At 41.5% G+C, this 21,890-nt stretch carries 19 protein-coding genes; 12 read left to right on the top strand and 7 right to left on the bottom strand.

Annotated elements, in window-relative coordinates; genetic code table 11:
• Positions 1-148 precede the first annotated feature (148 nt).
• Both D1367_RS10065 and D1367_RS10060 read left to right on the top strand, forming a co-directional pair.
• A complete protein-coding gene (locus tag D1367_RS10065) occupies positions 149-388 on the top strand; it encodes a type II toxin-antitoxin system Phd/YefM family antitoxin (RefSeq protein ID WP_118166344.1) in 240 nt (79 codons plus the stop codon).
• Positions 389-462: 74 nt separating this feature from the next.
• Positions 463-768, top strand: a complete 306-nt coding sequence (locus D1367_RS10060; protein ID WP_228674562.1) for a type II toxin-antitoxin system VapC family toxin — start codon at positions 463-465, stop codon at positions 766-768.
• A gap of 305 nt (positions 769-1,073) precedes the next feature.
• On the opposite strand, the gene D1367_RS10055 is transcribed toward D1367_RS10060, so the two are convergent.
• Complete coding sequence (locus tag D1367_RS10055) at positions 1,074-3,290, bottom strand: FUSC family protein (RefSeq protein WP_118166343.1); 2,217 nt, start codon at positions 3,288-3,290, stop codon at positions 1,074-1,076.
• 446 nt (positions 3,291-3,736) lie between these two features.
• On the opposite strand from D1367_RS10055, the gene D1367_RS10050 reads away from it, so the two are divergent.
• Entirely contained in the window at positions 3,737-4,513 is a 777-nt protein-coding gene (locus tag D1367_RS10050; protein ID WP_118166342.1) for a Uma2 family endonuclease, read from the top strand.
• A gap of 238 nt (positions 4,514-4,751) precedes the next feature.
• Here the strand turns inward: D1367_RS10050 and D1367_RS10045 are convergent, their stop codons facing one another.
• Positions 4,752-6,434 (bottom strand): DUF1565 domain-containing protein, encoded by a 1,683-nt coding sequence (locus D1367_RS10045; protein ID WP_118166341.1) that lies wholly within the window; start codon positions 6,432-6,434, stop codon positions 4,752-4,754.
• A gap of 922 nt (positions 6,435-7,356) precedes the next feature.
• On the opposite strand from D1367_RS10045, the gene D1367_RS10040 reads away from it, so the two are divergent.
• The 5 genes from D1367_RS10040 (at position 7,357) to D1367_RS10020 (ending at position 12,545) form a co-directional block, all read left to right on the top strand.
• Positions 7,357-7,725 (top strand): hypothetical protein, encoded by a 369-nt coding sequence (locus D1367_RS10040; protein WP_118166340.1) that lies wholly within the window; start codon positions 7,357-7,359, stop codon positions 7,723-7,725.
• Between the two features lie 172 nt (positions 7,726-7,897).
• Positions 7,898-8,143, top strand: coding sequence for a hypothetical protein (locus tag D1367_RS10035; RefSeq protein ID WP_118166339.1), 246 nt, complete (start codon positions 7,898-7,900; stop codon positions 8,141-8,143).
• A gap of 261 nt (positions 8,144-8,404) precedes the next feature.
• Positions 8,405-8,773: a hypothetical protein gene (locus D1367_RS10030; protein WP_118166338.1), complete on the top strand. Its 369-nt coding sequence runs from the start codon at positions 8,405-8,407 to the stop codon at positions 8,771-8,773.
• Positions 8,774-8,911: 138 nt separating this feature from the next.
• Positions 8,912-11,098, top strand: a complete 2,187-nt coding sequence (locus tag D1367_RS10025) for a peptidase domain-containing ABC transporter (protein WP_118166337.1) — start codon at positions 8,912-8,914, stop codon at positions 11,096-11,098.
• Between the two features lie 70 nt (positions 11,099-11,168).
• Positions 11,169-12,545, top strand: coding sequence for an HlyD family secretion protein (locus D1367_RS10020; protein WP_118166336.1), 1,377 nt, complete (start codon positions 11,169-11,171; stop codon positions 12,543-12,545).
• Between the two features lie 351 nt (positions 12,546-12,896).
• On the opposite strand, the gene D1367_RS10015 is transcribed toward D1367_RS10020, so the two are convergent.
• The 5 genes from D1367_RS10015 to D1367_RS09995 form a co-directional block, all read right to left on the bottom strand.
• Complete coding sequence (locus D1367_RS10015) at positions 12,897-15,278, bottom strand: phosphoketolase family protein (RefSeq protein WP_118166335.1); 2,382 nt, start codon at positions 15,276-15,278, stop codon at positions 12,897-12,899.
• Positions 15,279-15,465: 187 nt separating this feature from the next.
• The gene (locus D1367_RS10010) at positions 15,466-15,750 is read right to left on the bottom strand and encodes a type II toxin-antitoxin system PemK/MazF family toxin (protein WP_244945017.1); all 285 of its coding nucleotides are present in this window, start codon (positions 15,748-15,750) and stop codon (positions 15,466-15,468) included.
• Between the two features lie 255 nt (positions 15,751-16,005).
• Positions 16,006-16,260: a hypothetical protein gene (locus D1367_RS10005; RefSeq protein WP_118166330.1), complete on the bottom strand. Its 255-nt coding sequence runs from the start codon at positions 16,258-16,260 to the stop codon at positions 16,006-16,008.
• Between the two features lie 120 nt (positions 16,261-16,380).
• Positions 16,381-17,013: a ribosome maturation factor RimM gene (rimM, locus tag D1367_RS10000; protein WP_118166328.1), complete on the bottom strand. Its 633-nt coding sequence runs from the start codon at positions 17,011-17,013 to the stop codon at positions 16,381-16,383.
• Positions 17,014-17,106: 93 nt separating this feature from the next.
• A complete protein-coding gene (locus tag D1367_RS09995) occupies positions 17,107-18,390 on the bottom strand; it encodes a valine--pyruvate transaminase (RefSeq protein ID WP_118166325.1) in 1,284 nt (427 codons plus the stop codon).
• Positions 18,391-18,821: 431 nt separating this feature from the next.
• Here D1367_RS09995 and D1367_RS09990 point away from each other — a divergent pair, with 431 nt between their 5' ends.
• The 4 genes from D1367_RS09990 (at position 18,822) to D1367_RS09980 (ending at position 21,862) form a co-directional block, all read left to right on the top strand.
• Entirely contained in the window at positions 18,822-19,931 is a 1,110-nt protein-coding gene (locus tag D1367_RS09990) for an S-(hydroxymethyl)glutathione dehydrogenase/class III alcohol dehydrogenase (RefSeq protein ID WP_118166323.1), read from the top strand.
• 517 nt (positions 19,932-20,448) lie between these two features.
• Positions 20,449-20,601 (top strand): hypothetical protein, encoded by a 153-nt coding sequence (locus D1367_RS30685; RefSeq protein WP_181985132.1) that lies wholly within the window; start codon positions 20,449-20,451, stop codon positions 20,599-20,601.
• Positions 20,602-21,042: 441 nt separating this feature from the next.
• Positions 21,043-21,300 (top strand): hypothetical protein, encoded by a 258-nt coding sequence (locus tag D1367_RS09985; protein ID WP_181985131.1) that lies wholly within the window; start codon positions 21,043-21,045, stop codon positions 21,298-21,300.
• Between the two features lie 103 nt (positions 21,301-21,403).
• On the top strand, positions 21,404-21,862 hold the full coding sequence (locus tag D1367_RS09980; protein ID WP_118166318.1) for a DUF29 domain-containing protein: 459 nt from the start codon (positions 21,404-21,406) through the stop codon (positions 21,860-21,862).
• Positions 21,863-21,890: the final 28 nt, after the last annotated feature.

Here is a 21,890-nt window from a genome sequence, read left to right as displayed (position 1 = left end):
ATTAACTAATCCTCAACTCTTATCTAAACGAGACTCCTAGTAATATGTGAGATGCGGGAAACTCCATCAGAAAGAGCGCTGAGAGGGAAGCATGGAAAAATACTCACAGTTAAGTTAGAATAGAAGTAGACACTTTAGAGGTGTAATCATGACAACAAAAAATATTGATATTCAACAAACTTCTATCAGCGTTTCTGATTTATTATCCTTGATGCAAGATGATAATACAGAAATCATTTTAACTAATGGAGATAAACCTTTTGCTAAGGTGATTCCTATTGCTTCTGTGCAGGAAAAAATTATCCCTAAAGCTGGGTTAAATTTGGGTGCTATGGTGATGAGTGATGATTTCGATGAACCTTTACCTGATGAATTTTGGTTATCATAAAATTTCTGTTAGATACTCATACCTTTATTTAGTGGGATAGTGACTCTAAAAAACTTTCAGAACGGGTTTTAGAATTGTTATTAAATCCAGAAAATGTTCGGTTAGTAAGTGTTGTGAGTCTCTGGGAGATTCAAATTAAAACTCAATTAGGGAAATTAACATTAAATCAGTCTTTACCTGAGATTATTCACCAGCAGCAAAATAATGGAATAGAATTTATTGGAGTTAAAGTTAATCATGTTTTAATGTTGGGACAGTTACCTTTACACCATAAAGATCCATTTGATAGGTTGTTAATTTCACAAGCTCAGAGTGAAAATGCTATTTTAGTGAGTAAAGATACAAATTTTTCTAGTTATAGTGTATCTGTTGAATGGTAAATATATCATCTAAACCTTCTAAAATATCTACTTAAAACCATAATAAAAAACGTTCATAGTTGGGGCTTTAGCCATACAAACCAGGGAGTAAGGGACTTCCAAGAAATAAATTATCCAAATAAACGTAGACGCATTAGCGAAGCGGTAGCGACGAAGGAGCGTCAGCGGCTTGCCGCAGGCTACCACAGAGACACAGAGAACACAGAGAGAGGAGAAATAGAGAGAGTTTTGGCGTCAGTTTGGGAACATTTTTTTATTTGGAAGTCCCTAAAGAAACGACAAATATAGTTCTTCTTAGATGTGCTTTATTTACTTGATATTAAACGTACCATCGCTGAGTGCATAGCAGTCAACCGCCGAACAATCTGCTCAATCTCCAAATCTAATATGCTGTAATCAATAACTGCTTGACGAATCGGTGTATGTCCTTGATTGACATCTAATTCTTGTATCCGGGCTGTACGCAGTGCTTGTAGGTGCGGTTGGATTTTGTGCAGCGTTTCTTCCAAGTCAGGTAAAGGCGGTGGGGTAATTTGCTGCTGTACTGAATCAGCTAACTGCTCTAACAGTAGCGAAACTTGACAAACAAAGGTTTCTAATTCCGGTAATGGCACTGTTGCTCGAAAATGTTCCAGATGTACTGCCAAAACTGTCACGGCGTTAGTAAAACGTCCCATGTACACCAGCAGCGTCATTACTGGTTCTACTAATTCTTTCGGCATTTGGGGTTCACGCAGCAATCCTTGGAATGAGGCTTGAGCATTACCAATTGCCAGTCCAGTTTGTCGCCGTTGACTGATAATGTTAGAGTCGTCCTCCTTTGTTCCCTGATAAACAGCCATCACATCCCGAAAGTATTTGTGGGTTTCTCGCAGGGCTGTGGCGAGTTGACTGGGTAAGCGATCGCGTTCCCGATTTGGCAATATAAAGTAATGACTCGCAAAAGCCAGTCCCGCCCCAATTAATGTATTCAACACGCGAAAGCCAGCAAATTCCCAACCAATCGGATGTCCAATATCAATAATCAGTAAGACAAATATTGACAAGAAAATCACTGAATAACCATAGTTGAAACTGATCAGGGAAATGCCAAAAAACACTGTCAGCAAAATGATTATGTTTAATACAGTCTTACTCATTATGGTTGCAACTATGACAGCTGCTAAGATAGCTCCTAAGATAGTCCCGCCAACTCGCTGGAAAAACCTCTGAAAAGTTGCACCAAAGTTCGGTTTGAGGACTAGCATAATTGTCAGTGTCACCCAATAGCCCATTGGTAAATTAGTAATGCTATATAACATTACGCCTACAGCTAGAGACACAGCAATGCGGAGTGCATGGCGAAAAATTGCTGAATCTAAGGTGAGGTTTTCTTTGAGTAAAGTTAAGAGCGATCGCTGTTCGCCTTCAACTAAAAGAAGTGTATCTACATCTGGGCGACTGATTTTGCTACGATCTGCCAGAGATTTAGCTGTCTGAGCCGTGTATTCCAGTTGCTTGATCAGCTTTTCTATCATCAGCACCAGGTTAGTGAGAGCAACGAGAGTTGTGTAGTCTGTTTCACTCCCAGCAATTGCTTGTCTTTGCAGATTTTCTTGTTCTTTCAGTGCCTCATAGATGCGCTTCAAATTTCCCAGATCGATGCTGGCAGGCTTGCGAGATATGACTTTCGCTATGGCTTGCAGAATCACTGATATTTGTTCAAGTGCATCGTCTACTAATTGCTGGACTACGTGATATTGCTGTTGTTGAAAGTGAGTTTCTAGTAACTCTGTTAAGGCAATTACTGAGCCAAGGAAGCGATCGCCATCCTGAATTAGCACCAACAATTGCTCATCCATCCAACTTCGAGCCGGCTGTCCAATTCGGACTGTACCTAAAGTAGCCCGTGCTGTCTCTAATGCCTTTCTAATTTCGAGAATATTTTCAGTTGTTGCCACCTTACCAGGAAAGGGCTGTATGTAATTGGCGATTGCACTGTAGCAGCCAGCCAAAGCTATTCGTAGTGGATCATAAGGTCTAAAGGGCCACATTACTAAGGAAAGTGACATCGCCCATCCACCTGCAATGAGACATAGCAGCGATCGCATCAGTGCAGTTTCCAAGTTTCCTGGTTGTGCGATCGTGGAAACAAATGATATCCCTACCACCAGACCGACATTTGCACCAGCATTACCATACAGCGACGCAAAACCGGAAGCAAGTCCCCAGAGAAATGTCAGTACCACAGTTAGTGCTGGAACTTTAGCGACTAGAGTAGCCACAAATACTGAAACAGCGATTCCCAAAGTAGCCCCCGTCATCGCCTTAGCTTTGATCTGGTAAGGGCCACCAACATTCGCTAAGTTGACAAAGTAAGCCATTAAACCGACAAATAATCCGTTTTCCCTTTGGTTGATCACTTGCCCAATTAGCATGGGAACCCCCAACGCTAACGCCGCTCGCAAGCCGTTGGATATTGCTGGTTTTCCTGGCTCTGACTGGATCAGAAATTTGAGGAAATTAGTTCGATTCAACTGCATTATTTTTGTTAACAAAACAAAATTCTAAGACTTACGCACTGTACAAATGCATCGTGATGTGAATTACCTAAAATAGGCTATTTCAGGCTTTTCTTAATTATCCTGCGATGCCTACGGTGGTCACTGAGCCTGTCGAAGTGCGGTAAACTACTTACATAGACAATGTTGTAGGGGCACAGCAATGCTGTGCCCTTACGAAAGATATGGTTTTTAACCTTCATTCATATTTGGTATTTCTTGTCAATGCGTAAGTCCTAAATTCTTATCTAGATTTTCTTAATATTCTTATATATTTAGATTTATTCTAATTTATTGTGGGCAAGTGAGAGCTTTTCGAGAAAGTTAATATTAGGATGCATATTTTGTCACTTTATCACCGACAGACCACTATCGCCTTCATACCGTTCTAAAAACGATAAGATCAAAAATAAATTCATACTGCGTTTATGGCAACCCAACTCAGTGAAGCCAAATCCCAAACTGAACTGGTAATCTCTTGGGAAGCCTTACCCAAGGATTTTAAACTAGAGGATGAACCAGTGGAGAATACAGGTCAGCCACTTTTGGCTGGTGCTTTGCGTGAAAGCTTAGAAATCAGTGGATTCATCCAACCCCAAATGTTGATAGCTTCCAACTTTGGTCTTTGTGCGACAGTCAACGGGCAATTTATTGCTAAAGCACCTGACTGGGTTTATGTGCCATCGGTGAATCAAGTTGTGGGTAATCGCAAAAGTTATACACCCAATTTAGAAGGAGATATTCCAGCGATCGCTATCGAATTTCTATCGGATACTGAGGGTGGAGAATATTCGGTAAAGCGAGCTTATCCACCCGGAAAATGGTTTTTCTACGAACAAATTTTGCAGATTCCCATCTACATAATTTTTGAACCAGATGGCGGTTTATTAGAATATTATCAACTGGAAAATAAACGTTATGAGTTAAAGCAACCTGACGAAAATGGTCGTCATTGGATTGATGTAATGGGCTTATTTTTGGGAACTTGGCAAGGAACAAAAGAAGCTCGCACTGGTTATTGGTTGCGCTGGTGGGATCAAGGTGGTAATTTATTACCGTGGGCTGTAGAACAGATTGAACAAGAACGTCAACGCGCCGAACAAGAACGCCAACGCGCCGAACAAGAACGCCAGCAAAAAGAACGACTGATTGCTTATTTGCAATCTCAGGGTATTGACCCGAATAATTTGCCTCCGTTCGAGTAGAAACTAAAAACCACCTTTTTGAAATTAAGTATGAATTTGCTCTGCCTATAGCGGTTATCGTTTATGTGAGGTACATCGGTAAGGGCACGGCACTGCCGTGCCCCTACACCTGGCAATATAATGTTGTACCGCATTTGAATGGGAACCGCTATATAATTTAGAACCATTTTTGTAGGGATAATTCATTAATTGCCCCTACAAAAATCATGCAATTTTGCAAAACAAATTATTTTACCAATTAAGCAACAATATAAGGCGAGTTAATCGCAGCTACACGATCAGCGTCTACCAAGGCTTGATATACCATCACCGCTACCTCAGCGCGTGTAGCATCGCGGGTAGGATTAAGTTGTTTGACGTTCGGGTGATTGACGATAATCCCTTTGTCTATAGCTTTTACTACCTCATCCTTAGCATATTCAGGAATCTTTGCTTGGTCATCAAAAGTTTTGGTAACGGTTGCACTATCAGCAGATAACCCCAATCCATTCACCAGGGAGACAATCACTTGCACGCGCTGGATATTTTTGTTGGGGGCAAAGGTATTGTCAGGAAAACCAGAGAGAAATAAACCTTGATATGCTTGTTGAATTACTTTCGATGCCCAGAAGTCTGCTGGTACATCTTTGAATTTTATCACGGGTCGGTTTGGCGATGGGTTGAAAGCTTTTACCAGTAATGCGGCGTATTGCGCCCGTGTCATTGTAGCATCCGGTTTAAATGTGCGATCGGGAAAACCATTAACTATCCCCAATTTGACTAATTCTCGAATAAAGCCACCTGCCCAATGATTCGTAATATCGGTTAATTCTATAGTGGGCGTGGGTATTGGTGCCGTAGGGGAACTAGGTATTGGTGCCGTAGGGGAACTAGGTATTGGTGCCGTAGGGGAAATAGGTATTGGTGCCGTAGGGGAACTAGGTATTGGTGCCGTAGGGGAACTAGGTATTGGTGCCGTAGGGGAACTAGGTATTGGTGCCGTAGGGGAACTAGGTATTGGTGCCGTAGGGGAACTAGGTATTGGTGCCGTAGGGGAACTAGGTGTTGGAACCGAACTATCTGCAAACTCTACGTTTCCTGTGACTTTAGACGTATCTATTTTATTTCCCACAGAAACCAGCTTGTTAGAACTGGCATTTTGCAAATTAAATTTACCGTTATTGCGTAGAGTATTGCCTCCTAAGTTATTGGTACTGCCGATATCCGGTAGGGCAGTGCCGATTACTGTGATACCATCATCAGTGTTATTTTCGCAGACATTGTTACGCAATACAGGACGAGCGCTGCCAGAGATGACAATTCCAGAACGGTTTTCGTAAATTTTGTTATCTCGAAGGGTGGGTGATGCAGTATCACTAATGGCAATGCCAAAACCTGTTTTTAAGCAGGTATTATCTATAATTTGACCTTTGGAATTTTTAGCGATCGCAATTCCATTGGCTGCATTCTCACTGAACACATTACCTAGAATAACTGGATTAGCTTCGCCTGTAGTAAATACTCCCTCCCGCTTACAGTTGGTGAAGGTGCTATTAGCAACAGTAGGGGCAGTTGATTCAATCCAGACACCACTACCACGACTAGCCAAATTTGTTACAGTTACTCCCCGCACTTCGGCTTTATCTAGTAGTACAAATGTGACATTCTGAGCAGCAAAAGTCCGGCTCAAATAGCTACCACTCCCTTCAATCAAAATACCATTGCCTTTATTGGTTTCATTACCCACCACAGTCACGCCAGATGGAACCGTTAGGGGAAAGACTTCACCGCTAGCAGCATTATAGTTCCCATTTGCTAGTTGAATCTTGGTATCAACAGTTGCTACCTTGAGGGCTTGCGTAATGGTTTTGAAGGGGGCTTGTTGGCTACCTGGGTTGGTATTATTGCCTGATACTGGATTTACGTAAAAAGTTTGAGCCATATTTATACTTTAATAAAATACATAGCTATCCTAGCGCTAACCATGAAGGTGGGTAGCGTTTGATGCATTAAGTAACTTAAAGTACTTCTCACTATAAAGTTAAAGAAAGATAATCTGCAATACCTCTTTTAGGGAACGAGAATTTATTACACCCCCAATCCAGCACTCAAGGTTGGGCGGAAATAAGTTAGGGACTTCCAAGTAAAAAAATATTCCATTGCTATTGTTCACTGTTGACCGTTGACGGTTCACGAGTTTTCAGCCAACAGTCAACAGTCAACGACTTGAATGTGGAATAATTTATTTTTTGGAGTTCCCTTATTTGAAAATCTTTCTCTTTTTGACATTTTTTTAATTAATTTTGGGTACAGAGCAAGCACTGAATTTTTTATTCACCCCATTTTGTCGATTCTTTTATAAACAATTTTACTATCAAATCTTGTTTAAATACATCTATTACATTGATATAAACCTACTAATACTTTCCTTTTTATCTATTCACATAAGTTGTGTTTTGTCAAAAAATTTAGATTCGTTTCTCCTGAGTAAGGGAGATGTTTATAGAGGGGTCTTTGAGATTCTGGAAAAAGCAAAAGAAAAAATAAAGTTTGTAAAATTCGTATTTACAAATAATTTTTTTATCATATATTAAAGACATGGGAGTTCGTCTCATCCTATCGAAATAAATCCTGACCATAAAAAGTTAACTTCTATTATTCTGAATAGAAATAACTTTTGTTTTCTGCCTTGATGCCTACTCTGCAAGAATGACTACTGTGTGGGAACTGGTAGTGTTCTATGACATTAAGGGTAAACGCCGGATAGGTGAGATTTATATATTATCTATCACCAACGCCTAACCTATCGGTGTTGACAAATATTGAGCGTATTTCCTAAACACCAACTTTTAGGAGAAAATCACATGACTATGACAGTGGAAACAGCCCAGTTAAACAACCAAAGTATCTTACAAAATTTTGGTTTTGTTGAAGAAATTGACGAACAAACTGCGGAAATAATTTCTGGCGGATACATTACGATTAAAAATACAACAAATCAGCCGATTACTTACTCAATCGATGGCGTATCAACTGTAATAAAATCCGGAGCAACACAGAAAATAGTAACCCAACTGGATGGGGAGCTTAGATTTGATAGAGATATTCGAGACGAAAAAGTAAGAGTGAGAGATTATGACCTGGAAGATGGTAAGACATATCAATTTCGACCCGATACAGCGAAGAAAGACTTTTGGATTGATATCTATGGGGAAGGGGGAGATTGCGATTGATCTCAATCTGGGATTTTGAATTAACTACCAATGAACCAATACTGCTCGGTTAATAATTTTTATAGCGATAGCTTGATATTCAAGACAGTCGCTACGTAATTTCAGTTTTTGTTTTGCGCTGAACCGATAAGTATTGAGCAATGAACTAAACGCAATTTCAGGAGAAACTTAAATGGCTATTACCATCGCAACAACCTTGTTAAGCAACCAAAGTATTTTAGAAAATATTGCTTTGGTAGAAGAAATTGACGAACAAGCCGCAGAAATAATTTCTGGTGGTCAATCTGTCAATTTCTTGAATACAGGAATATCTAGTTTTGAAGATGACGACGACATCACCCCAGTCAACGAAGATGAACCAGACCCTAAAAATGAGCATCCAAAATCTGTCAATCAGGCTAATTTTGTATTTGGGTAAGGTCTTGTAAAAAGTATCAAGTTTGATTGAGATTCCCCCAACCCCCCTTTTTAAGAGGGGGGCTAAATTACTCAAATTCCCCCTTTTTAAGGAAAACCACTGCGGTTAAGGGGTTTCTCCAAATGGAGAAAGTGGCGTGGATTTAGGGGGATATACAAGTCTTGGATACTACACAAAAAAGGTTTCAAACATCCTCTAACGTGTCGGCGTTTAGAAATATTTAGCGTACTTCCTAAACACAAACTTGCAGGAGAAAATCACATGGACATAAGGCTAGAAAAAGCTCTGCTAAATAACCAAAGCATTTTACAGAATTTTGGGTTAGTTGAAGAAATAGAGGAACAAGCTGCGGAAATAATTTCTGGTGGCTACGAAGTGTTTAAGATCAGAAACAATACAGGCTTCAACATTACTCACGTTTTGGATGGTACAGCATTCCTAATTCAACCTGGTGAAGAATGGACATATACTGCCTATAACGGAGGAACTATTGAATTTGATGCTGATAGTCGATCTGATAACTACCGACCTATATCATACAATTTGGACGAAGGGCAAATATATGAATTTCAAGACAACACCTACACTACTGGCAATCCCTATGATTTTGATATCTATCGCGTAAGCTAATCTGATTTTTTACGTTATGTGAAAAGCCAAATAAAAAATCTAGGGTTTTGGGAACATATTGAGATGTTTCACTCCGCTTTGCTGCATTCAACATGACATAGAAAAACCGTATTTCCGCCCCAAAAATTACACTGAGAAATGAAATACAAAATTGTCCTTCAACACAGTGAAGAAGATTGTGGTGCAGCCACTTTAGCTACCATTTCCCAACACTACGGACGCACATTTACCCTCAACCGCGTGCGCGAAGCTGTTGGTACTGGGGCGAGAGGAACTACTCTATTGGGATTAAGGCGGGGTGCAGAAGTCCTGGGATTCCATAGCCGACAAGTTAAAGCCACTCCTCAACTCATCAACCAATTAGATCAAGCTCCTCTACCTGCCATCATTCACTGGAAAGGCTACCACTGGGTAGTATTATACGGACAAAAAGGCAATAAATATGTAATTGGCGATCCTGGTGTTGGTATCCGTTACCTGACTCACCAGGAGTTAATAACAGGTTGGAATAATGGTGTTATGCTGCTACTCCTTCCCGATGAAAGCCGCTTTTATCAACAAGAATCAGATAAAATTGGCGGTTTTGGACGTTACCTGCAACGGGTTTACCCTTATCGGTTTATTTTAGCCCAAGCAATTTCCCTCAACATTGCTATCGGTCTACTTTCTCTTGCATCTCCCTTCATGATGCAAATACTAACCGATGATGTCCTAGTGCGCGGAGATACTCAACTATTAACCACCGTTGCTATTGGCGTAATCACCCTGAACTTAATTAAAAGTGCCATTGGTTTAGTACAATCGCACCTCATCGCTCATTTCAGTCAAAGATTGCAATTAGGACTCATCCTAGAATACGGGCGGAAACTCTTACATTTACCCCTATCTTATTTTGAAGGACGACGCAGTGGGGAGGTTGTCAGCCGCATTGCAGATGTTCACGCTATCAATAACTTAGTTTCCCAAATTGTCCTTGGATTACCCAGTCAATTTTTTATTGCTGTAGTGTCTTTGGGCTTTATGCTTTTTTACACTTGGGAGTTAACTCTGGCTTCTATAGTTGCATTTCTCATGATTACGGCTGTTAACTTACTTTTCTTACCAGCACTGCGACAGAAAACCCGCAAGATGATTGTTTCTGGTACAGAAAACCAAGGGTTTTTGGTAGAAACATTTCGGGGAGTACAAGTCTTAAAAACTACCCAAGCTACACCCCAAGCCTGGGAAGAATATCAAGGAAATTTTGGTCGTCTGGCTAACTTGGGCTGGAGTACTATGCAGCTAGGACTTTACAGCAGCACTGTTACTAGTATTCTTTCGACATTCATTAATATTGGTATTCTCTGGATTGGTAGCTCTTTAGTAATTAATCGGACTTTAACAATTGGACAATTTATTGCCTATAACGGCATGAGTGGCAATTTTCTTGGCTTTTTAAGTTCTGCTATAGGCTTAGTAGATAAATTTATCACTTCCCAAATAGTTATTCAACGTCTGACAGAAGTTATTGATGCTACTCCAGAAGATGAAAATGATGTTAAAAAGCAGTGGGTAGAAATTCCTGCTAATGCAGATATTACCTGTACGGAAATTAATTTTCACCACACAGGTAGAGTGGATTTATTGCAAGATTTTTCCATAACTATTCCTGGGGGACAAGCAATTGCTCTAATTGGTAAATCTGGCTGTGGTAAAAGTACCCTAGCAAAATTGATTCCTGGTTTATATACAATTCAATCAGGAAATATTCGCTATGGTTTTTATAATCAGCAAGATATATCTTTGGAATGCTTGCGGCAACAGGTGGTTTTAATACCACAAGAAGCCCATTTTTGGAGTCGGTCTATTCTAGATAATTTCCAATTTAGTTATCCTCACATTAGTTTTGCAGACATTGTTAGAGCCTGTCAAATTGCTGGTGCAGATGAATTTATCAGCGAACTACCTGATAAATATCAAACTGTATTAGGCGAATTTGGAGCTAATATTTCTGGTGGACAAAAGCAAAGATTAGCTATAGCTAGAGCTATAGTTACTAACCCACCTATTTTAATTTTAGATGAGTCTACCAGCGCTCTCGATCCAGTGAGCGAAGCACAAATACTAGATAGGCTTTTAGAGAATCGCCAGGGTAAAACTACTATTTTTATTAGTCATCGTCCTAGAGTGATTTATCGTGCAGATTGGATTATTTTTTTAGAACAAGGACGGTTAAAAATTCAAGGTACACCAGAAGATTTGCGGCAAGTTAATGGGGAGCATTTAGACTTTTTGGATGATGTAATTTTGAGTATTTCAGACACGATAAATCGCGTCTCTATATGAGGGTTTTGTGGCTCAAATGAACTGTATTGGCTAATATCTTCACCTATTTTAAATTTTGAAGTGTCTAACTATGGTTAACGTTCACAACACAGACTTTTTACAACCAATTCAAACAGATGAATTTCTCCCACCGATTAGTCGTTGGATTACTTTTGGTGGACTCTTTGTTCTCTGCGTTTTGGGACTAGCGATTCCTGTCGCCACAGTCACCAAATATAAGGTTACAGTGAAAGGGCAGGCAGTTGTCCGTCCATCTGGGGAATTGCGAATTGTGCAGGCGGCAACTGAAGGCCAAGTGATGCAGATTTATGTCAAAGAAAATCAAGTTGTCAAAACCGGAGATGCGATCGCTATCATTGACGACTCCCGCTTGCAAACTAAAAAAAGCCAACTGCAAACTAATATTCAACAAGCTAAGTTGCAGCTAGTCCAAATCAAGGCTCAAATTCAAACGTTTAACAGTCAAATTCGCGCCGAAACTGCTAAATTTAACCGGATTATCACTGCTACCGAGGCTGCATTAAGCGATCGCCTGCGCCAATATCAGGATAAAAAAATTACCTCTGTGGCTGAATTCCAAGAAGCTCAAGCTAATCTCCATTCTACTAGGGCAGCTTTGAATGCAGCGAAGTTAAAGCAAAAGCGATATGAGAGTGTAGCCCAAGCATTGTCTAGGGATAAATTAGAGGAAGCACAGTTAGCTACAAAACAGCAAGAACAAGCAGTATCTGCTGCGATCGCTAAAAAGCAACGTGCGAAAGCCGCCTTAAATCCCAGTCATGCAGAAGTAGAAATTGCTACTGCCCGGATAGCCCAAGAAAAAGCCGCAGGTGAAAGTAACAAAGCAGCTTTAGACAAAGAACTGCAAGGAATTATTAAGCAACGGATTGAAGTAGAAAAACAGCTAGAGCGCGATACTAGCGAACTAAAGCAAGTGGAAATTGAACTTCATCACACCATTATCACTGCTACTTCTGATGGTATCATTTCTCAGATAAACTTACGTAACCCCGGTCAAACTGTGCGTCCCGGCGAAGAAGTCTTGCAGATTGTCCCCAGTTATGCAAAGCAGATTGTCAAGGCAGTAGTGGCATCTGAAGAAAAAAGTAAACTCAAAATTGGTCAACAAGTTCAAATGCGGGTTAGTGCTTGTCCCTACCCGGATTATGGTACTCTCAACGGTAAGGTCGAGGCGATTTCTCCAGATGCTATGACTCCCCCAACGAATAGCACAAATGGATCTCCTTATCCCAATACCACTCCGAAAGCGGCTGTACCAGGTGCTTTTTATCATGTGACTATTGAGCCGGAAAGTCTGGTTTTAGGTAAAGGCAAAAATCTCTGTCACATTGAATTGGGAATGGAAGGTAGAGTGGATATTATTTCTCGTGAAGAAACGGTACTGCAATTTTTCTTCAGAAAAGCGAGGTTAATTGCAGATGTGTAATGCTAAACGAAATAATTACAATTTCACTACTTGAAGTTTTTTATAAATTATTTATCGTAAAATATTTTGTTTTTCTCAGCGTTCTCTGTGGTGAAAATAATTAATTTTTAACCGCAGAGGCACAGAGAACACAGAGAGAAGAGGTTAAAATAATTCGTAATTCGTAATTCGTAATTCGTAATTCGTAATTCGTAATTCGTCAATTTTGTTTTGTGACGGGGATTTAGACCCCGACCCAAAACTTGCTTATTTTTTGAACCGGGGGATTTAAACCCCTACCACTTGTTAAATAATTCGTAATTCGTAATTGAATTCTTCACTACGAATTACGAATTACGAATTAGTAATTAGTTAATATGGCCACTTCCAGTCACGAATTTCCGGCAGATCGTCGCCGTACTTCTGAATGTAATGCTTGTGTTCGATCAGTTTATCTTGCATCTGCTGTTTGACATAAGCTGCCTTAGATCCTAGTTTGGGGACGCGATCGATTACATCAATTACCAAATGGAAGCGATCTAGATCGTTGACAACAACCATATCAAAGGGAGTGGTGGTAGTTCCCTCTTCCTTATAGCCACGCACATGGATGTTCTTATGATTAGTGTGGCGGTAGGTTAGGCGATGAATCAGCCAGGGATAGCCATGAAAGGCAAAGATAACAGGTTTGTCAGTGGTGAAAAGTGTGTCAAAATCTTTTTCACTCAAACCGTGGGGATGTTCGGTTTTTGGCTGTAGTGTCATCAAATCGACTACATTCACTACCCGCACTTTTAAATCTGCGAAATGCTGACGCAGGATATCTACAGCCGCCAAGGTTTCTAAGGTGGGAATATCCCCAGCACAAGCTAGTACTACATCTGGGTCGCCGCCTTTGTCGTTGCTTGCCCATTCCCAAATGCCGATGCCTTTGGTGCAGTGCTTGATGGCTGCATCCATGTTGAGATATTGCAATGCTGGCTGTTTCCCAGCAATGATGACGTTAACATAGTTGCGGCTTTTTAGACAATGGTCTGTTACCGACAGCAGAGTGTTGGCATCAGGGGGCAAATAGACGCGGACGATCTCAGCTTTTTTGTTAAGTACATGGTCGATAAAACCGGGATCTTGGTGAGAAAATCCGTTATGGTCTTGTCGCCAAACGTGAGAGGTAAGTAGGTAATTGAGGGAAGCGATCGGTCTACGCCAGGGAATATGTCTCGTCGTTTTCAACCATTTGGCGTGTTGGTTGAACATAGAATCAATGATATGGATGAATGCCTCGTAACAAGTGAAAAATCCGTGACGACCTGTGAGGAGGTAGCCTTCTAACCATCCTTGGCAAGAAGTTTCGCTGAGAATTTCCATCACCCGACCGTCGGCGGAAAGATGGTCATCTTCAGGGTAAATCTCGGCTGTCGAAACTCTGTCAGTAACTTCCAATACAGGGTCTAGACGATTCGATGCTAATTCATCGGGGGCGAAGATACGGAAATTGCTACTTTCTTGGTTAAGTCGCATGATATCCCGCAGGAATTTACCGGTCACTTTGGTAGCTTCTGCGATCGCTTTCCCTGGTTCAGCAACATCTACAGCATAGTCTTGAAAATCGGGGATTTTCAGGTCATGTAGCAAAATACCACCGTTAGCGTGGGGATTGTCACCCATACGCCGATGCTTTTTGGGGGCTAGTTCTGCTAGTTCGGGAATCAGCTTACCGTCAGCGTCGAAGAGTTCTTCTGGTTTGTAACTCTTCATCCAATCTTCTAGAAGTCTCAGGTGGTCTGGCTGTTTGGCGATGTTGCCAAAGGGAACTTGGTGCGATCGCCAAGAACCTTCGGTTTTTTTGCCATCCACTTCCTTGGGCCCTGTCCAACCTTTGGGGGTTCGCATGACAATCATTGGCCACTGAGGACGTTCAGTGAAACCATGTACACGGGCTTCTCTCTGGATACTTTGAATTTCGGCGATCGCTGTTTCTAGAGTCGCCGCCATCTGCTGGTGAACATCTGCGGGATCTTCACCTTCTACAAAGTATGGTTTGTAGCCGTAGCCTACAAATAAACTCTCCAACTCATCATGGCTAATCCGTGACAGTGTAGTTGGGTTAGCAATTTTATACCCATTCAGGTGCAGAATCGGCAATACAGCACCATCACGTACAGGATTAAGAAACTTGTTGGAATGCCAGCTAGTTGCTAAAGCACCTGTTTCGGCTTCACCGTCACCGACAACAGCAGCAACGATTAAGTCAGGGTTATCAAAGGCAGCACCATAAGCATGGACGAGGGCATAACCTAATTCCCCGCCTTCGTGGATCGAACCAGGAGTTTCTGGTGCAACGTGACTGGGAATACCACCGGGAAAAGAGAACTGTTTAAAGAGTTTCTTCATTCCCTCAGCATCCTGAGAGATGTTGTGGTAATACTCGGTGTAAGTGCCTTCTAAGTAAGTGTTGGCTACTAGTCCAGGGCCTCCATGACCGGGGCCAGCAATGTAGATTGTGTTTAGGTCATATTTTTTAATGAGCCGATTCAGGTGAACATAGATAAAGTTCAGCCCTGGCGTTGTTCCCCAGTGCCCTAAGAGTCTGGGTTTGACGTGTTCCAGCTTTAGGGGTTCTCTTAGTAGCGGATTGTCGAGTAGATATATTTGCCCAACGGAAAGATAGTTAGCTGCACGCCAGTAGGCGTTTATCTTCTGTAATTCTTCATCTGTTAAAGGCTTTGTTTGTGGAGTCGTTGCTAATGTCATTTTCGACACTCCATTACAAAAGGATGTTGGCGGACTCGTTCAGTCAGCAATTATACCTGTTTTCAAAATTCTTGCCACCTCCCCACAATAAATTTTTCCAGCCTTCGTGATTAAATTCTTTGGTTTTGGGTACAGGATGGAGAGCGATATCTAGGATGGATTACACCTATGCTATTGATTAATCCTATCAATCGGCATTTTCTTCGTCATAATTATCTAGTTGTAAAGTGTAATCTAATGCTACTTTTAGCATTAATAAATAATTAGCAGAAAGACTTCCTAATTTTCGGATTAATCGCTGCTTATCGATAACAACTATTTGATAAGAAAGCACAACTGAGTCTTGCGTTAAACCGCTTTCACCTGAAGGTATGACAATTGTACCTGGTATAATAGCGCGTCGCAGATTAGTGGTTAAAGGAACTACTACAGATGTTGTTGTAAACTGAGCTAGTCGATCTCTCTGAACAATAATAACTGGTCGGATACCTGCTTGCTCTGGGGTGCATCCCAGTTTTTATTATTTCATCGAATAATAAAATAAAACAAGTCATTGCGAGGAACGAAGCAATCCCAGCCATTGCGATTGCTTCGTCGTTCCTCCTCTCTACGAGACGCACTCGCGTTCGCAATGACGGAAGATTGTTAGATTTTGAAAAAGTGGGATGCTCCCCTTGCTCTGAACCTCGACTCGGATTCAAATCAGCTAAATAAACATCTCCTCGCATCAAACTGCGTCCTCTTGCTGAAGCTGGGAGAGATAATCAGTTAAAACGGATTCTGCAAAAGCTAAATCTTCATCAGCAAACTCAGTTTTCAATGCAGCAGCCTCGACATCAGAAATAGCATCCCACTGCTGAGTTAATTTTTTTTTCTGGAGAGAGGTAGCAAAATCTAATACTTCTTCTTGACTAGACTTGGGTAATTGGGACAAGATTTCCAGCAGTTGCCTGTGAATAGTTGCTGTTGGTTTTTCTGTCATTGCCACATTTCCTAGATTAATAAATATAGTATGTACTTTAATTTTCTCATGCTTCAAGTTTTGCTTTCTCTTGAAGTATCCAATACAGCAAAAATAGCTAGAGGCAGATCAATTAACGAGCTAATTATTAATTTCCAATAACCCAGCTGGTGGGGTAATTTCAATACGATTAGATTTCAAGTCTACGACTGGTGCGATCGCTTCCACAAATGGAATCAAAACAGTCTTTTGTTTTTTGTCATTTGTAATTTGTCCTTTGTCACTTGTACTGAGCGCAGCCGAAGTATTTGTCATTTGTCCTTTGTCAGTGGCAAAAGATGGGTGTAATTTTACTTCTAACAAATCATTGCCAGCCGGGATGATGTCTACCACTGTACCCACGAGTTCGCCAGATGCTTGCATGAAGACTTCCAAGCCAATCAAATCGAGGACATGATATTCATCTTCGCCTAATTGGGGGCGATCGCTAGCTGGCACCATTAACGTACAACCGCGCAACGCCTCCGCCTGATTGCAATTTTCCACACCAGCTAATTTGATCACATACAAGTTTTTATTACTGATATAACGTCCTGTCAATAATTCGATTGGTTGTGGTTCTGTTTCACCTGAACGCAGCAACCAACGTTTTCCCGGCACCTCAAATCTTTCGGGAAAGTCTGATACAGGATAAACCCGTAATTCCCCAGACAACCCTTGAGGGGAAACAATCTTACCAATTTCTAGCCAATCATCTAATTTGTCATTTGTCATTTGTCATTTGTCATTGGGTAAAAAATTCTTATAACTCCTAACTCCTAACTCCTAACTCCTAACTCCTAACTCCTAACTCCTTACTTTCCCTCATCAGGCAGTCACCGCCGCACCTTTATAAGCTTCTTCAGCCACTTTTGCTAAACGTTGCATAGCAGTGGCTATCTCTTCATCGCTGCCTGTGAGGCTGATGCGGAAGCATTGGTGTTTGTGCGCCCACTCTTCCTCTAAACCGGGAAAGAAGCTACTTCCTGGGACAATAATCACACCTACTTGCTTAAGTTGCTGATAAAATTCCCAATCACTGATGGGTAAATCTTGTAACCACAACCAAGCAAAAATTGCTCCTTCACCGCGATGAAGAAACCAAGGTAAATTCTTGGGCATCGCTTGTTCTAAGCTGGTTTCTAAAACGGTAAACTTATTTTGGTAAAAAGGACGGATGACAGTGTGAGAAATTTCCACTAAAGCGCCAGAGTTGATTGCATAAGCTGCGATCGCTTGGCCGTAACGTGAAGAATGAAGACCAATATTTGCTTGAAAACACTCCAGCACTTCAATCCACTTTTCATCCCCAATGGCAATACCAACCCTTTCTCCTGGTAATCCAGCTTTCGATAAACTCATACAGTGTAAGATATTATCACCAAACACTGGTGTCATTTCAGTAAAATTCAATGCCGGGAAGGGAGGCGCATAAGCTGAGTCAATTAACACGGGTAGATTGTAAGGCGCAGCCAGGGCAGTAATCTTTTTCACCTCATCCTCAGTCAGGACATTACCAGTGGGATTACAGGGGCGAGAGAAGAGGATACAACCCGTATTTTCTGTAATCGACAGTTGGCTGAAGTCGGGGCGATATTTAAATCGGTGGGCGGCTTCATCAATATCGAGAGTCGGTTTGTAAGCAATTAAGGCTTTTGGAACTAAGCAGATGCCGCCGTAACCGGTGTAGTCAGGGCTGAGGGGCAAAACGATTTGTTTTAACTCGCCGCTAGGGGTGTAGCCACCGAAGCTATTTACCGCGTAGAAGTAGAGGGTTTGACTACCGGGGGTGATGAGGATATTGCGATCGCTTAAGTTTAACCCGTAGCGTTTGTTAAAGTCGTTAGCGATCGCTTCAACTAATGGTGCATAGCCTTGACTTGAACCGTAGCGACAAACTACTTCACCATATTCTGAGCTAGCCAAAAGCTGTGCAGTACAATCCCGCCATAATTGTTCTACCTCTGGCAAAATCAACGGATTACCAGCACTCAAATTAATAAACTGCTGCCCTGCACCCGCTCGTAATGTTTCGATAATATCCTTCATGATTGCTCTGACGCCAGTCAGGTTGGACATTTGAGCGCCAATTTGAGTTAGGGCAGGGTTCATAAGCTGTGACAAAATGTATTAATCGAGGGGTGGACAAATTATTTGGGGGTTGCTGCTGACATCCAGTTTACATCGTTGTCAAAACAGCTGTTGCCGCCTTTAACCAATCTAGCTAGAGAATGATATCTTAACAAATGACTGATGACTGATGACTGATAACTGATGACTGATGACTGATGACTGATAACTGATGACTGATGACTGATGACTGATAACCGTCAACAGTCAACCGTCAACCGTCAACCGTCAACCGTCAACAGTCAACCGTAAACCCTCAACCGTCAACCGTCAACCGTCAACCGTCAACCGTCAACCGTCAACCGTCAACCGTCAACCGTCAACCGTCAACGATTATAAAGAATGTTTATATAATTTAGACGCATATCAGCTTAACCAATGACAAATGACAAAACTATATAGGAGGGCTGACGTTGCAAGTTAAAGCAGCAGTAGCTTACAGCGCAGGTAAGCCGTTGACAATTGAAACCGTTCAACTATCGGGGCCACAAGCAGGCGAAGTGTTAGTTGAGGTGAAAGCAAGCGGGGTTTGCCATACCGACGCCTTTACCCTATCTGGTGACGATCCTGAAGGTTTATTTCCGGCAATTTTGGGACATGAAGGCGCTGGTGTGGTAGTGGAAGTAGGCGCTGGTGTCACCAGTCTCAAACCAGGGGATCATGTAATTCCCCTATACACTCCCGAATGCCGCCAGTGCGAATATTGTTTAAGCTTCAAAACGAATCTTTGTCAAGCCATTCGCTTAACTCAAGGACGCGGTGTCATGCCCGATGGCACTAGTCGCTTTAGCATTGATGGAGAAATGATTCATCATTACATGGGTACATCCACTTTTGCCAACTATACGGTGCTGCCAGAAATCGCCCTGGCAAAAATTCGGGAAGATGCCCCATTTGATAAGGTTTGTTACATTGGCTGTGGTGTGACTACTGGTGTTGGTGCAGTCATCAATACTGCCAAGGTGGAACCGGGAGCAAATGTTGTAGTTTTCGGCTTGGGTGGTATTGGTTTAAATGTTATCCAAGCAGCGCGGATGGTAGGGGCAAATATGATTGTCGGGGTAGATATTAATCCCAACAAACGCGCTTTAGCAGAAAAGTTTGGCATGACGCACTTTGTTAATCCCCAAGAAGTAGAGGGTGATGTAGTTCCCTATCTGGTTGATTTAACAAAAGGCGGTGCTGATTACAGTTTTGAATGTATCGGTAATGTCAAAATTATGCGTCAAGCATTAGAATGCTGCCATAAAGGTTGGGGTGTCAGTGTGATTATTGGGGTTGCTGGTGCTGGACAGGAAATCAGCACTCGTCCTTTTCAATTAGTAACTGGGCGCGTTTGGAAAGGTTCAGCATTCGGTGGCGCTAGAGGACGTACAGATGTGCCGAAAATTGTTGATTGGTATATGCAAGGTAAGATAAATATTGATGATTTGATTACTCATGTAATGCCGATTGAGCAAATTAATGATGCTTTTGAGTTGATGCACAAAGGTGAATCAATTAGGAGTGTGGTGACTTTCTAATTCGTAATTCGTAATACTTCGGCTACGCTCAGGACAAGCTCAGTAGAAGTTCATAACTCGTAATTAAAAAGGCTTTGTAGCTGATGGAATGCTACTATAGGAATCATATTTGATTTCTGAAAATATTTCAGTAGGGTGTGTTACGCCGTAGGCTAACGCACCATCCGAAGATTCTGGTGCGTTAGGTCAGCCGTAACACACCCTACATATACTCAGATGTAATGCGTATAAACTTCAGCCAAAACACGAGAGAAAATCCTTGTTTCTAGCCTCTGGTTGTAAATGTTATATTTTGCGACATCTCCGCTCACAAGCTACAGCATCGCCAACGCTGCCGCCGTTCCCAACACCTACTCGTCAGTCACTTTCACTCTAGGTTACGATGCCCCGAAATTTACTGAATTACCCGCAGTGGGGGCTAGAGGAAATAAGTTGTGTAAAACTTTGATTGGACTTTAGAAGCAAGTAAAGTCTAAAGAGAAAAAGACTATAGCTGTTATTCAAAGGACAAAACAAAATGGCAGACTCTACAGATGTCTTGCTAAAACTTAGTGAGCAAAGATGGGCTGAGGTTAAACAAGCAGAGGATCAGAGGTCAGCCCTCAATACCGTTCAGTTAAGCCCAAAAATCTTGGTAGAGACGCGAAATTTCGCGTCTCTACAGGTTTAAAATCAGTACCACAAATCCTTAACTGAACTGTATTGGGTCAGCCCTTAGCAATATAATTCTTCTTATTGCCTCTGCTATAGTAGGAATTTTTACTCAAAAAGGACTTGACAGAAATAATTTACCGTTATCTCTACTTCTGATTTTCTTAGGCATCTATGGAGCTATATAGGACTCATATCTGATTTTTGAACAAGATTTCAGATAAAACCCTGATAAAACGGGCTTTTCAGTCTCAGTATGTTTTCAGAAATCAAATCGGAGTCCTATAGGCTCTCGGAAATATCGAGAGCGTATTCACTATAGTCTTTCTATTTTAAAGCTCTATCGTAATAGGCTCAATGAACTACATCCTGATGCACAGATTGAAGACCGCAGAATTCAAGCAAAAGAATTTCATGAAAAACTTCACCCGTTAATGACAAAATTTCATCCCAATTATCTTTGGGTGACCCTTCATATATCAATCGCCATCGCTGGCACTATTCTTACAATTTCTATTTTGAGGTTGTGATGAACAAGCATATATTCTTCAGTCACGGTTTAGACAACAACCGCGATCAGACCCTACTTGGCATTGAGCCAAGTAGGACATCTTCCCCAACTGGTGACAGCATAGCCAAGCTTGTAGCACAAGCTGCTAAAGAACCCACAATCGCCATTTCCCCCCAAAGTCTGGGAAGAGAAACCAGAAAAGTTTGACACCAATGCATATCTATGATCCTTTACTATAATTAGGGAAAGTTCACCAGGTTTTGAACCCACTATGCAAACACCACAAAGCAGACAAACAGAGTGAAACCTGATGCCAAACCTCTACGAAAATGACTTTTACACTTGGACTCAAGAACAAGCTAACCTTCTGCGTCATCACCAATGGAACCAGCTTGACTTGCCCAATTTAATTGAGGAAATTGAATCTTTGGGAAGAAAGGAACGCCAAGAATTGAGAAATCGTCTTAGTATATTAATTGGACATTTGCTCAAATGGGAATATCAACCAAATCAACGCAGTCGTAGTTGGTTAGCGACAATTAGAGTACAACGACGGGAAATTCTCAAGTTGTTAAGCGAGAATCCTAGTCTGAAACCTTACCTTGAAGAAGCACTCCAAGAATCTTATGACAACGGTAGAGATTTAGCATCAGGAGAAACAAATCTGCCACTTTCAACTTTTCCCAACCAATGTTTATATCCTTTTGAGGAAATGTTGAGCGATCGCTTTTATCCGGGTGAGCCTGCAACAGGTGATTTAATGGAATAAAAGCGATGTCTACGACGGTCACTGAGCG

Origin of the sequence: Nostoc sphaeroides (assembly GCF_003443655.1) — a bacterium.
Classification (GTDB): domain Bacteria; phylum Cyanobacteriota; class Cyanobacteriia; order Cyanobacteriales; family Nostocaceae; genus Nostoc; species Nostoc sphaeroides.
Note: the sequence above shows the minus strand (reverse complement) of the source record. Positions and strands in the feature narration are given on the sequence as shown.